We start from the raw sequence: 13,102 nt of genomic DNA on the forward strand, positions 1-13,102 counted from the left end.
ATGGACGTTAACGATAACGCGTGCGATCTGGGTAACCGCGTTGCCCTTGCGTTTCTCGCGAGCAGGCTCGCTCCTACAGGTATTGGGTCTGGCCCGCAAAATGGCGGTTATCTTAAAGCAAAACGGCGACCATTGGCCGCCGTTTAGTGCATCGGCAAAGATTTAGACCGCTGGTGCCGTTTCAGTCTCGACCGACGGTTTCGGCAGCGACGACAGGAACGCCATGATCAGTGCAGCCAGATACGGCAGCGACTGCACCAGCAGCATGGTGACCCAGAAGCGCATGTCGTTGCTCGGCATGCCGTTCACCAGGAATATCCCCAGCGCCGCGCTCCACAACAGCAGCATGATGAACATCTCTTCCCGGGCTTCCGAAATCGCTACCCAGAAGCCGTGGTTGTCGGCGTTTTTCGGCGTGCGGAAGAACGGAATGCTGCTGGTGAAGAAGCCGTACAGCACCGCTTTGGCGATGGTGTGGGACAACGCCAGGCCGGCCAGCGCCGCGCAGAAGGCATCCTTCAGGTTCACTCCAACCGCACGACGGTAGAGGAAGATGATCTTGGCGACCTTGAACACGAACAACGCCAATGGCGGGATGGCGAAGATCAGCAGCGGCGGATCGACCCGTTGCGGCACGATGATCATCGCCGCCGACCACAACAGCGCGCCGACGGTGAAGAAGATGTTCATGCCGTCCGCCACCCACGGCAGCCAGCCCGCGAGGAAGTGGTAACGCTGGCCACGGGTCAGTTCCGTGTCCTTGCCGCGCAGCAGGCTGGCGGTGTGACGCTTGATGATCTGGATCGCCCCGTAGGCCCAGCGGAAACGCTGTTTCTTGAAGTCGATGAAGGTATCGGGCATCAGGCCCTTGCCGTAGCTGGTGTGGTAATACGCGGCCGACAAACCTTTCTCGAACACGCGCAGGCCCAGCTCGGCGTCCTCGCAGATGCACCAGTCGGCCCAGCCCAGTTCTTCGAGCACCGAGCGGCGGGTCATGGTCATGGTGCCGTGCTGGATGATCGCATCACGGTCGTTGCGGGTGACCATGCCGATGTGGAAGAAACCCTTGTATTCCGCGTAGCAGAGCTTCTTGAAGGTACTTTCGTTCTGATCGCGGTAATCCTGCGGCGACTGCACCACGGCGATTTTCGGGTCGGCGAAGTGCGGCACCATGTGCTTGAGCCAGTTGCGGTCGACGCAGTAGTCCGAGTCGATCACGGCAATGACTTCGGCATCCTTGGCGGTGTGCGGGATCAGGTAGTTCAGCGCACCGCCCTTGAAGCCGGCCAGCGGTGCCACGTGGAAGAACTTGAAGCGCGGGCCGAGGGTTGCGCAGTAATCGCGCACCGGTTCCCAGACCGCCGGGTCCTTGGTGTTGTTGTCGATGATCAGGACCTCGAAGTCCGGATAGTCGAGGTTGGCCAGGGCGTTGAGGGTCTGTTTGACCATCTCCGGCGGCTCGTTGTAGCAGGGCACGTGAATCGACACTTTCGGGCGGTAGTTGGAATCGCCTTCGACCGGCAGGAATTCGCGCCGGCGCTTGTGCACCCACACCGCTTCGGCCAGTTCATGGGCTTCGGTCAGCAGCACGATAAACACCCCGAGCGCACCGAGGGCGAGCAGGAAGCCCACCGTCAGGCTGAACCAGGTGCTGTATTGCTGGCTGTAGTCGTAGCCGATCCACACCAGCACCGAACCACAGAGGAAGGCAATGAAGGTCAGGAAGGTACGGCCACGCTGGCGCAGGGCCGAGCCGTCGATCATCAGCAGGGTCAGCGACAACAGGGCCAACACCACCGAGCCAATGGCCAATACGCGCCACTGCGGAATCGCCACCACCGGGCCTTCGAAGTTGAATTTCTGCTGGCGCGCGGCGTTGAACACGCCCCAGTAGGCGCCCACGGAGCCTTCGTCGCTGGCTTTCCACGGCTGGTCAAACGCTTCGATCACGAAGTAGTTGAAGCCTTGGCGATTGAGCTTGTTGACCAGGGTTCGCAGGTAGATCGCCTGGTCCGCTGGCGACGCATCGGCGCCGCCGCGCATGCGGCCGTTGCTCGGCCAGCCCACTTCGGACAGCAGCAGCGGCTTTTTCGGGAACAGTTTTTTCAGGTCGCGGGCGCGGTCGAGGACGAACTGACCGGCCTTGTCCATCGGGATGAATTCCCAATAGGGCAAGACGTGCGCGGCGATCAGGTCGACGTGCTTGGCCAGTTCCGGGTGTTCTTCCCAGACGTGCCACTGCTCGGACGTGGTCACCGGCACTTTCACGGCTGCACGGACTCGGTCGAGCATCACGCTCAGTTCGGCGGCGGTAATTTCCTTGCGGTAAATCGCTTCGTTGCCCACCACCACTCGAACCACGCTACGCGAGGAATTGGCGATTTCGATGGCGCGGGTGATTTCCCGTTCGTTGCGTTCCTGGTCCGGGCTGATCCAGATCCCCAGGGTCACGCGCAAGCCGAACTCTTCGGCGAGTTTCGGGATGTCCTGCAGGGTGCCGTCGACCGAGTAGATGCGGATGTTGTCCGTCAGCTTGCTCATGATCTCCAGGTCGCGACGCATTTGATCGTCGGTCGGGAACTGGTCCTTCTGCGGGAACTGGCCCTGCTGGAATGGCGAATACGAGAAGCCGGAAATCTGTTCAGGCCAGTTGGGGGCGGTGACCGGGCGGTTTATCAGCGCCCAGAAGCCGGTAAACAAGGCCGCGATGGCGAGCACCACGACCAGGTTGAGTCCAAATTTACGCGATGACATAGTTATTTCGGGTTCCAAAGACTGTGGAACGAAGGAACGGTCGGACCGCCAAGGGGCGCGAATCCTACACTGGGCATTCTCTGAACGTACAGCGGACAGGGAATTACTCGACATTGGGCAATTCGCTTTCACATAAGTTCTTACACTTACCGTTTGAAGCCTAAAATTTAGTGCTGCGAAGCCCTATACTGCGCGCCGGTTTTTGAGGTGATGGTCATGAGTACAGAAGATCCGCGGTTTGCAGGCATCGCCCGTTTGTATGGCATCGAGGGCCTTGAGCGCCTGCGCGCGGCCCATGTGGCGATCGTCGGCGTCGGCGGCGTCGGTTCCTGGGCGGCGGAAGCCATGGCCCGTTGTGGCGTGGGCGAGATTTCGCTGTTCGACCTGGACGATGTCTGCGTCAGCAACGCCAACCGCCAGTTGCACGCGCTCGACAGCACCGTCGGCAAACCCAAGGTCGAGGTGATGGCCGAGCGTCTGCGCGGGATCAACCCGGACTGCACGGTGCACGCGGTGCCGGACTTCGTCACCCGCGACACCATGGCCGAGTACATCACGCCGAACATCGACTGCGTGATCGACTGCATCGACAGCGTCAACGCCAAGGCTGCGCTGATCGCCTGGTGCAAGCGCCGCAAGATCCAGATCATCACCACCGGCGGCGCGGGCGGGCAGATCGACCCGACGTTGATCCAGGTCTGCGATCTCAATCGTACGTTCAATGATCCGTTGGCTTCGAAAGTGCGTTCCACACTGCGCCGCGACTACGGCTTCTCCCGCACCGTGACCCGTCATTACAGCGTGCCGTGTGTGTTTTCCACCGAGCAGCTGCGTTACCCGAAACCGGATGGCAGCATTTGCCTGCAGAAGAGTTTTGTCGGTGATGGCGTGAAGCTCGACTGCGCCGGCGGGTTTGGCGCGGTGATGATGGTGACGGCGACGTTCGGCATGGTCGCGGCGACCAAGGCTGTGGACAAAATCGTGGCGGGTGTGCGGCGGCCGGCGGAACGGGTCAAGCCCGTGGCTTGAAACACACGCACTGTAGGAGCTGGCTTGCCAGCGATGGCGGTGTCTCAGACAGACCGCATCGCCTGGATCGCCAGCAAGCCGGCTCCTACATGGACATTTCACGCATCCATAAAGTCAGGCAGCCAACTCGCGCATGCGTTGCAATACGGCATTCAAGCCATTACTGCGAGACTCGGACAGCTGCCGGCCCAACCCCAACTGATTGAACCAGTCCGGCAAATCCACCTGCTGCAACTCAACCGCCGACAACCCGTTGACCCGCGCCAGCAGCAACGCCACCAACCCGCGAATCAACCGTGCGTCGCTGTTGGCGCTGAATTGCCAATGGCTATCGCGCAACTCACCCACCAGCCACACCTGGCTTTCACAGCCGTGGACCCGGTTGGCGTCGCACATTTGCGCGTCGCTCAATGCCGGCAGGCGCTCGCCCCATTGCATCAGCAGGCGTGCGCGTTGTTCCCAGCCGGCGGCTTTCTGAAAGGTCTCGAGCGCCGTGACGGCATCGGCAGGCAGATTCATCGCAATAGCTCCAGCGCCTGATCCAGGGCTTCAAAGAACCGTTCCAGGTCTTCGGAATCGTTGTACAGCGCCAACGACACCCGAATCGCTCCGGCCAGTTCGAAGCGTTTGAGCAGCGGCATGGCGCAGTGATGGCCGGCACGCACCGCGATCCCTTGTTCGGTCAGCAAATGCGCCAGGTCGGAGTTATGCACACCCTCGACGGTGAAACTGGCCAGTGCCACCTGGGGCTTGCCCAACAGGCGAATGCCATTGCGCGCTTCAAGGCCCTTGAGCAGACAGGCATGCAGCGCCGCTTCATGGGCGGACACGGCCGCCTGATCGAGCCCTGAGAGATAGTCCAGGGTCGCTCCCAGGCCAATCACACTGGCAATCGGTGGCGTTCCGGCCTCGAAACCCAGCGGTGCCGGGCGAAAGCGGGCGTTGTGATAATTGGCGTCCAGCACCATCTCACCGCCGAACTGCCAGGGCCGCAGCTGTTGCAGCGCCTCTTGACGTCCGAACAGCACGCCCAGGCCATCGGGACCGTAGAGCTTGTGGCTGGAGAACACATAAAAATCGCAGCCCAGCGCCTGCACGTCGTGGCGGCCATGGACCACGCCCTGGGCGCCGTCGATCACGGTCAGGGCATTGTGTGCCTTGGCCTGTGCCAGCAATTGCGGCAGCGGTTGCCACGCGCCAATCACGTTGGACAACTGGCTGACGGCCAACAGGCGCGTGCGTGGGCCGATCAAACCGGCGGCGGCTTCAAGGTCGATCACACCGTCGGCATCCAGCGGCAGGATCACCAGCTTCAGGTCGCGACGGTGCGCCAGTTGCTGCCACGGCAGCAGGTTGGCGTGATGCTCCAGGGCGCTGATGACTATCTCGTCGCCCGGATTGAAAAGAGGTTCCAGGCCATAGGCCAGGAGATTCAGCGCGGATGTCGCGCCGTGGGTAAAGATGATCTGCCCGCAATCACCGGTATTGAGCCATTGCACGACTTTGCGGCGGCTGTCCTCGAACGCCTGGGTGGCGTGGGCGCCGGGCAAGTGTTGCGCCCGATGCACATTGGCCGCGCCGTTGGCGTAGTAGTGCGTCAGGGCATCCAGCAGCGCTTGGGGTTTTTGCGTGGTGGCGGCGTTGTCCAGATAGGTCTGGCCTTGCCGTTGCAGGGCGGCGATGGCCGGGAAATCGGCGCGCCAGGGGGAGAGCATCATCATGGTGTTCGCCTGTACGCCTGCCCCCTGTAGGAGCGAGCTTGCTCGCGATGGATGTATGGACGACACGGGCTGTCTGATGCCGCGCGTTATCGTTGACGTCCATCGCGAGCAAGCTCGCTCCTACAGGGGTGCAGGTGGTCGTGTGGCTTAGTTGTGAGCGTGCAGCGCTTCGTTCAACTCGATGGCCGATTTGTGGGTTTTGCATTCCACGGCACCGGTCTCCGAATTGCGACGGAACAGCAGGTCCGGCTGACCGGCCAGTTCACGGGCCTTGACCACCTTGACCAGTTGGTTGTTTTCGTCCAGCAGGGCAACCTTGGTGCCGGCGGTCACGTACAGGCCCGACTCGACGGTGTTGCGGTCGCCCAACGGAATGCCGATACCGGCATTGGCGCCGATCAGGCAGCCTTCACCGACCTTGATCACGATGTTGCCGCCGCCCGACAGGGTGCCCATGGTCGAGCAGCCGCCGCCCAGGTCAGAACCCTTGCCGACGAATACACCGGCGGATACGCGGCCTTCGATCATGCCCGGGCCTTCGGTGCCGGCGTTGAAGTTGATGAAACCTTCGTGCATCACGGTGGTGCCTTCGCCCACGTAGGCGCCCAGGCGCAGACGCGCGGCGTCAGCGATACGCACGCCGGCCGGCACCACGTAGTCGGTCATTTTCGGGAATTTGTCCACCGAGAACACTTCCAGCAGTTCGCCGCGCAGACGGGCCTCGAGTTGCAGCTCGGCCAGTTCGCTCAGGTCGACCGCGCCCTGGCTGGTCCAGGCCACGTTCGGCAGCAGCGGGAAGATCCCGGCCAGGTTCAGGCCGTGTGGCTTGACCAGGCGATGGCTCAGCAGATGCAGCTTGAGGTAGGCCTCGGGAGTGGACGACAGCTGGGCATCTTCGGCCAGCAGGGTGGCGACCAGCGGCTTGTGGCTCTCGGCCAGGCGGGTCAGCAGGGCGGCCTGGGCAGCGTCGACGGCTTTGAGTGCTTCTGCCAGTTGCGAGGCCTGGGTGGTGCTGAATGCGATGGCCTGATTGCCTTCGCTGTAACCCAGGATCGGGGCGATGGCGGCGACGATTTCAGCCGATGGATTGAGCAGCGGGGCGGCGTAGAACACTTCCAGCCAAGCGCCTTGACGGTTTTGAGTGCCGACACCGAAGGCCAGGCTGAACAGGGTAGTGGACATGTGTATACCTCTAACAAAATTGAACGGGCTGCTTACTTGAGCGCGGCCGCGTAGATGTCTGGCTTGAAGCCAATCAGGGTTCGGTCACCGAGATCGAGCACCGGGCGCTTGATCATCGAGGGTTGTGCGAGCATCAGTTCGATGGCTTTCGTCTGGTCGAGATCGGCTTTGCGTTCGTCGTCGAGCTTGCGAAAGGTCGTGCCTGCACGGTTCAACACCACTTCCCAGCCGTGCTCGTTGCACCATTGGGTCAGGTGTTCGCGGTCGATACCGACCGCCTTGTAATCATGAAAGTCATAGCTGACAGCGTGTTCATCGAGCCAGGTGCGCGCCTTTTTCATGGTGTCGCAGGCTTTGATGCCGAAAAGGTGCAACGTTTTGCTTGAAACGGTCAAGGAATTGCCCCCTTTGCAGGTGCCGTAAATAAAAGGTGACGGATTATGCCATGGCCTTTCAGTTAAAACGCAAAACCTGTGGGAGCGAGCTTGCTCGCGATGAGGGCATGACAGTCGAAATCAATGTTGACTGACCTGACGCCATCGCGAGCAAGCTCGCTCCCACAGGGATTGGCGCGTTCCGGGTGCGACATAGGTGCAAGGGCTACCCGTAGTCTAAGCGGCTAATATGGCACTTCAATGCTGCCGATTGTCTGGGAACCACGCTTTATGCAAACCGCCTACACCGTCCTGATCCTGTTGATGCTGGTCGGCGTTTCGCGCCTGATCGGGCGGGTGATTCCGTTGCCGTTGCCGCTGGTGCAGATCACTGCCGGGGCATTGCTGGCTTGGCCGACGCTGGGCTTGCATGTGGCCCTGGATCCGGAGTTGTTCCTGTTTCTGTTCCTGCCGCCGCTGTTGTTCTCCGACGGCTGGCGCATGCCCAAGCGCGAATTCTGGCACTTGCGCGGTCCGATCCTGACCCTGGCGGTGGGCCTTGTGCTGTTTACCGTGGTCGGCGCCGGCTACTTCATTCACTGGTTGCTGCCCGATGTGCCGTTGCCGGTGGCGTTTGCCCTGGCGGCCGTGCTGTCGCCGACGGATGCGGTGGCGGTGTCGGCCATTTCCCGCAATCGTCTGCCGACCCCGTTGATGCACATCTTGCAGGGCGAGGCGTTGATGAACGATGCCTCGGGCCTGGTGACGTTCAAGTTTGCCCTGGTGGCGGCGGTGACCGGTGTGTTCTCGCTGGCCAATGCGAGTGTGACTTTCCTGCTGGTCGCCGTGGGTGGTCTGGCTGTCGGGGTGGCCCTGAGCTGGCTGGTCGGCCGTCTGCGCGCGTGGATGATCGCGCGCGGCTGGGACGATCCGGCGACGCACGTGGTGTTCATGTTGTTGCTGCCGTTTGCCGCCTACGTGCTGGCCGAGCGCATGGAGGTGTCGGGCATCCTCTCGGCGGTGGCGGCGGGGATGATGCAGAGCTGGCTCGATCTGCTGCCGCGCCAGACCAACACGCGCCTGCTCAATCGCAGCGTCTGGTCGTTGCTGGAGTTCGCCTTCAACGGCTTGATCTTCCTGCTGTTGGGCCTGCAGTTGCCGGACATCATCAAGGCCGTGGCCAGTCACGAAACATCCCTGTGGCCGACGCTGCTGTATCGCGGGCTGGACGTGGTGGCGATTTTCCTGATGCTGCTGGCCTTGCGCTTCATCTGGGTGCAGAGCATTTGGCGATTGTCGGTATTGCTCAGGCGCCTGCGCGGCAAGGGTGACGTGACGCAGGTGCCGACCGCGCGTTCCTGCTGGTTGCTGACCGTGGGCGGTGTGCGCGGGGCCGTGACGCTGGCGGGTGTGATGTCGGTGCCGATGCTGATGGGCGGCGAAGTGTTTGCCCAGCGTGATTTGCTGATCTTCATCGCCGCCGGGGTGATCCTGTTGTCGTTGATCGCCGCGTGCATCGCATTGCCGATGTTGCTGCGGGGCATCGAAACCAGCCCGGACGACAAACGGCGCAATGAAGTGCGCGATGCCTGGCGCAAGACCGCCGAAGCGGCCATTCATGCGCTTGAGGCAGAAGAGGTCAACCCGCAGGACGCAGCCCAGTCCGCGTTGGCGGCCGAGCTCAAGGCGCGGATCATGTCCGAGTACCGACACCAGCTGGAGGTGTTCAACGATTCCGCTGAAGCCCAGGCCCTGGCCTTTCAGATGGACCTGCTGGAGCGGCGGCTGCGTTTGAAGGCGCTGCGGGCGCAGCGCCTGGAGTTGTACAGCCTCAGCCGTCATCACCAGATCGGTGATGACGTGTTGCGTGAAGTATTGGGGGAGCTGGATCTGAGCGAGGCCAAGCTCGGCCAGGTGAAGTAAACCTGGCCGCAACCGGAACCGCGGTTACTTGCGGCGTTGAATGAAGTCGCGAATCCGCTCGGCAGCCTCGACACACTCCGCCAGCGGCGCAACCAGGGCCATGCGCACGCGCCCGGCACCCGGGTTGACGCCGTCCACATCCCGCGACAGGTACGAGCCCGGCACCACGGTCACGTGCTCCTGCTCGAACAGGTCGCGGCAGAAGGCGGCGTCGTCACCCGCCACATTCGGCCACAGATAGAAGCTGCCGTCGGGCCGCTGTACGTCCATGACCGGGCTGAGGATTTCCAGCACCGCGTCGAACTTCTCGCGGTACAGCGCACGGTTGGCGCGCACATGCACTTCGTCATTCCACGCAGCAACGCTGGCCAGTTGCGTTTGTACCGGCATCGCGCAGCCATGGTAGGTGCGATAGAGCAGGAAGCCCTTGAGGATGTCGGCATCACCGGCGACAAAACCCGAACGCAGGCCTGGCAGGTTCGAGCGCTTGGACAGGCTGTGGAACACCACACAGCGCTTGAAGTCCTTGCGGCCCAGTTCCACGCAGGCGCTGAGCAGGCCTGGCGGTGGGGTTTGTTCGTCGAAGTACAGCTCGCTGTAGCACTCATCGGCGGCAATCACGAAGTCGTATTCGTCGGCCAGGGAGATCAGCTTTTTCAGGGTTTCCACTGGAATCAACGCACCGGTCGGGTTGCCTGGCGAGCACAGGAACAGGATCTGGCAGCGATTCCAGATGTCCGGGGATACGGCATCGAAATCCGGGTTGAAACCGTTTTCGTCCAGGCACGGCAGGTAATGCGGCTTGGCCCCGGCGAGGAACGCCGCGCCTTCGTAGATCTGGTAGAACGGGTTCGGGCTGACCACCAGCGCGTCATCGCCACGGTTGACCACGGTCTGGGTGAAGGCGAACAGCGCTTCGCGGGTGCCATTGACCGGCAGCACGTTGCGCGCCGGGTCGATCCAGCCGTTCGGCACGCTGAAACGACGCTCGCACCAGGCGGCGATGGCTTCGCGCAGCTCCGGGATACCGAGGGTGGTCGGGTACACCGCCATTTTTTCCAGGTTGCTGGCCAGTGCCTCGGCGACAAAGCTCGGTGAACGGTGTTTCGGCTCGCCGATGGACAGTGCGATCGGGCGCTTGTCCGGGTTCGGCGTCACGCTGCCGAGCAGGGCGCGGAGCTTTTCGAAGGGGTAAGGCTGGAGCTGGGACAGAGCGTTGTTCATCGATGTATCTCGTTCGGTATGGGAGCAGGCAAACCGAGATTCCTGTGGGAGCTGGCTTGCCAGCGATGGTCGTCAACGATAACGCGTGCTTACCGGGTAAGTGCGGCGCTCTTTAGTCCATCGCTGGCAAGCCAGCTCCTACAAAGGGCAGGCTCGCGATGTTGGTTCAGATGCTGATGCGCGACAGTTTGATATCCGGTTCCTGGTTGACGCCCAGTTGTTCGACGATCGCATCCTGCAGGCGGCTGCACAGCAACGGGTCGGACAGCGGCTGATTGTGGGCGTCGGTGATGAAGAACACGTCTTCCACGCGCTCGCCGAGGGTGGCGATCTTGGCGTTCTGCAGCGACAGGTCGAACTCCAGGAAAATCGTGCCAATCCGCGCGAGCAGGCCCGGGCGGTCGGGCGCCGTGAGTTCCAGCACCGTGACCGGGCGCTGGGCGTCGTTGTGGATCGTCACCTGCGGCGCAAAGGCGAAATGCTTGAGCTGGCGCGGCACCCGGCGCTGGATGATGGTCGGGTAGTCGTCCGGGTTGCGCAGGGCTTCAGTCAGGCCGTCGCGGATCTGTTTGACCCGCGCCGGATTATCGCCAATCGAGTCGCCGTCGGTGTCGAGCACGATATAGGTGTCGAGGGTGAACTGGCTGCTGGAGGTGATGACCCGGGCGTCGTGAATGTTCAGGTTGAGCTGGTCCATCGCGGCCACGGTCACGGCGAAGAAGTCGTGCTGGTCGGGGGCATAGATGAAGATCTGCGTGCCGCCCTCGAACTCGCGCTGGGTGGTTTCCTTGATCAGCACCAGTGGCCCGCCGTCGGCCGGTTGCTGGAGGATCGCGTCGCTGTGCCAGGCCACGTCGCCGGCGGTGTGACGCAGGAAATAGTCATCACCCAACTGCGCCCACAGTTGCTCGACGTCGTCCGGGTCGGTGCCGCCGCGCACCAGGATATCCAGGGCGGCGCTCTGGGTCTGGCGGATCTGCTCTTCGCGGTCCACCGGATTCTCCAGGCCTCGACGCAGGGCGCGCTTGGTCTCGGTGTAGAGCTGGCGCAGCAGGCTGGCGCGCCAGGAATTCCACAGCGTCGGGTTGGTGGCGTTGATGTCGGCGACGGTCAGCACATACAGATAGTCGAGGCGGGTTTCGTCGCCGACGATCTGGGCGAAATCGTGGATCACCTGCGGGTCGGACAAGTCCTTGCGCTGGGCGGTGGTCGACATTACCAGGTGGTTTTGCACCAGCCACACGATCAGGCGGCTGTCCCACACAGGCAGTTGATGGCGCTGGCAAAACGCCTCGGCATCGACCGCGCCGATGTCCGAGTGGTCGCCATGCCGGCCTTTGCCGATGTCGTGGTACAGGCCGGCCATGTAGATCAGCTCGGGCTTGGGCAGCTTGCCCATGAGCTTGCTGGCCAGCGGGAATTTTTCCGACACCTGGGTGTACTGCAACTTACGCAGGTGCTTGATCAGGTTCAGGGTGTGCGCGTCGACCGTATAGATGTGGAACAGGTCATGCTGCATCTGTCCGACGATAAAGCCGAATTCGGGCAGATAACGCCCCAGGATGCCGTAACGGTTCATTCGCCGCAGGTTGCGGTGGATGCCGATCTTGCACTTGAACAGCTCGATGAACAGGCTGGTGTTGCGAATATCGTTGCGGAAGTCGTCGTCGATCAGGTGACGGTTTTCCCGCAGCAGACGAATGGTGTCGGCACGCACACCCTTGATTTCCGGCTGCTGGGCCATCAGCACGAAGATTTCGAGCATGGCGAACGGTGTGCGGCGGAAGACGTTGTCGTTGCGTGCCTCGATGTAGCCGTCATGCAGCTGGAAACGCGAGTTGATCGGCTGCGCCGGCGCTTCGTCCTCCGGCGCGAGGATGACTTCCTCGAAGTGCTGGATGATCAGGTCGCTGAGCTGGGCGATGCTCATCACCACCCGGTAGTACTGCTGCATGAAGTTTTCGATGGCTTGCTTGGCGTCGTCGCCCTTGAAGCCCAGCAGCCCGGCGATGGTGCGCTGGTGATCGAACAGCAGGCGGTCTTCGGCACGACCGGCAAGCATGTGCAGGGCATAACGAACCTTCCACAGGAACTCCTGGGACGAGGCCAGCAGGGCGTTTTCGCTCTCGACCAGGAATCCTTCGCCAGCCAGTGCCCGCAGGTTCAGGGTGCCGTATTCGCGACGGGCCACCCACAGGATCGTCTGGATATCCCGCAGGCCGCCGGGTGAACCCTTGACGTTGGGCTCCAGGTTGTATTCGGTGTCGTTGTACTTGTGGTGGCGGGCCTTCTGTTCGGCGCGCTTGGCCAGGAAGAAGTCCTTGCTCGGCCACATGTGCGCGGTGCTGGTGACGTCCAGCATGCGTTGGCGCAAATGCTCGGGGCCGGCGATGGTGCGGCTTTCCATCAGGTTGGTGACCACCGTCAGGTCGGCGCGGGCCTCGATGGCGCATTCGTCGACCGAGCGAACGCTCTGGCCGACCTCCAGGCCGATGTCCCACAGCAGCGTCAGGAAACGCTCGATGGAATCGCGGAAAACTTCGTGGTCGGCGCTGTCCAGCAGGATCAGCAGATCAATGTCGGAGTAGGGGTGCAGTTCACCACGTCCGTAGCCGCCGACCGCGACCAGCGCGATGTCGGCGTCCTCGCTCCAGTCGAACTGGTTCCAGGCCTTTTGCAGGATGTTGTCGACGAACCAGGCGCGATCCTCGATCAGCCGGCGAATGTCGCGGCCGTTGCGAAAGCGCGTGTCGAGCACCTCTCGGGCCTGGCGGATCGCCTTCTTGAAGGCCGCGATCGGGCTAGCCTTCAGGGCCAGTTCAGCCTGGAACTGGCCGCGGTCGAAGAGTTCGGGATCCACCTGCGGCATCGATTGGCTTTCCTTTCTATAGGCGA

Annotated in this window: 9 protein-coding genes; 2 read left to right on the top strand and 7 right to left on the bottom strand. The window is 62.3% G+C overall.

What is annotated here, in order from left to right; translation table 11 throughout:
- Positions 1-162: 162 nt before the first annotated feature.
- A complete protein-coding gene (locus AB4O16_RS22400; protein WP_160389919.1) occupies positions 163-2,754 on the bottom strand; it encodes a glycosyltransferase in 2,592 nt (863 codons plus the stop codon).
- Positions 2,755-2,964: 210 nt separating this feature from the next.
- Between AB4O16_RS22400 and tcdA the strand changes: the two genes are divergently transcribed.
- Complete coding sequence (tcdA, locus tag AB4O16_RS22405; RefSeq protein ID WP_460155836.1) at positions 2,965-3,783, top strand: tRNA cyclic N6-threonylcarbamoyladenosine(37) synthase TcdA; 819 nt, start codon at positions 2,965-2,967, stop codon at positions 3,781-3,783.
- Positions 3,784-3,897: 114 nt separating this feature from the next.
- Here tcdA and AB4O16_RS22410 read toward each other — a convergent pair whose 3' ends face one another.
- The 4 genes from AB4O16_RS22410 to AB4O16_RS22425 form a co-directional block, all read right to left on the bottom strand.
- Positions 3,898-4,302 carry a SufE family protein gene (locus tag AB4O16_RS22410; RefSeq protein WP_460155837.1) on the bottom strand — a complete coding sequence of 135 codons (405 nt, stop codon included), beginning with the start codon at positions 4,300-4,302 and terminating at the stop codon, positions 3,898-3,900.
- On the bottom strand, positions 4,299-5,504 hold the full coding sequence (locus AB4O16_RS22415) for an aminotransferase class V-fold PLP-dependent enzyme (RefSeq protein ID WP_460155838.1): 1,206 nt from the start codon (positions 5,502-5,504) through the stop codon (positions 4,299-4,301). Before AB4O16_RS22415 ends, AB4O16_RS22410 begins: the two co-directional genes overlap by 4 nt.
- 147 nt (positions 5,505-5,651) lie before the next feature.
- Entirely contained in the window at positions 5,652-6,686 is a 1,035-nt protein-coding gene (dapD, locus tag AB4O16_RS22420) for a 2,3,4,5-tetrahydropyridine-2,6-dicarboxylate N-succinyltransferase (RefSeq protein ID WP_460155839.1), read from the bottom strand.
- 32 nt (positions 6,687-6,718) lie between these two features.
- Positions 6,719-7,081, bottom strand: coding sequence for an ArsC family reductase (locus AB4O16_RS22425; RefSeq protein ID WP_008052792.1), 363 nt, complete (start codon positions 7,079-7,081; stop codon positions 6,719-6,721).
- A 270-nt stretch (positions 7,082-7,351) separates the two neighbouring features.
- Between AB4O16_RS22425 and AB4O16_RS22430 the strand changes: the two genes are divergently transcribed.
- Positions 7,352-8,983: a Na+/H+ antiporter gene (locus tag AB4O16_RS22430; RefSeq protein ID WP_460155840.1), complete on the top strand. Its 1,632-nt coding sequence runs from the start codon at positions 7,352-7,354 to the stop codon at positions 8,981-8,983.
- Between the two features lie 24 nt (positions 8,984-9,007).
- Here AB4O16_RS22430 and dapC read toward each other — a convergent pair whose 3' ends face one another.
- Positions 9,008-10,207 carry a succinyldiaminopimelate transaminase gene (gene dapC, locus AB4O16_RS22435; protein ID WP_460155841.1) on the bottom strand — a complete coding sequence of 400 codons (1,200 nt, stop codon included), beginning with the start codon at positions 10,205-10,207 and terminating at the stop codon, positions 9,008-9,010.
- A 166-nt stretch (positions 10,208-10,373) separates the two neighbouring features.
- Entirely contained in the window at positions 10,374-13,076 is a 2,703-nt protein-coding gene (locus AB4O16_RS22440; protein ID WP_460155842.1) for a [protein-PII] uridylyltransferase, read from the bottom strand.
- Positions 13,077-13,102: the final 26 nt, after the last annotated feature.

Source organism: Pseudomonas sp. S2_H10, from assembly GCF_054668285.1.

Bases quoted from the DNA above. Each gene is read 5' to 3' on its own strand.
- AB4O16_RS22400 (WP_160389919.1), bottom strand. From the start codon at position 2,754: ATGTCATCGCGTAAATTTGGACTCAACCTGGTCGTGGTGCTCGCCATC.
- tcdA (WP_460155836.1), top strand. From the start codon at position 2,965: ATGGTCATGAGTACAGAAGATCCGCGGTTTGCAGGCATCGCCCGTTTG.
- AB4O16_RS22410 (WP_460155837.1), bottom strand. From the start codon at position 4,302: ATGAATCTGCCTGCCGATGCCGTCACGGCGCTCGAGACCTTTCAGAAA.
- AB4O16_RS22415 (WP_460155838.1), bottom strand. From the start codon at position 5,504: ATGATGATGCTCTCCCCCTGGCGCGCCGATTTCCCGGCCATCGCCGCC.
- dapD (WP_460155839.1), bottom strand. From the start codon at position 6,686: ATGTCCACTACCCTGTTCAGCCTGGCCTTCGGTGTCGGCACTCAAAAC.
- AB4O16_RS22430 (WP_460155840.1), top strand. From the start codon at position 7,352: ATGCAAACCGCCTACACCGTCCTGATCCTGTTGATGCTGGTCGGCGTT.
- dapC (WP_460155841.1), bottom strand. From the start codon at position 10,207: ATGAACAACGCTCTGTCCCAGCTCCAGCCTTACCCCTTCGAAAAGCTC.
- AB4O16_RS22440 (WP_460155842.1), bottom strand. From the start codon at position 13,076: ATGCCGCAGGTGGATCCCGAACTCTTCGACCGCGGCCAGTTCCAGGCT.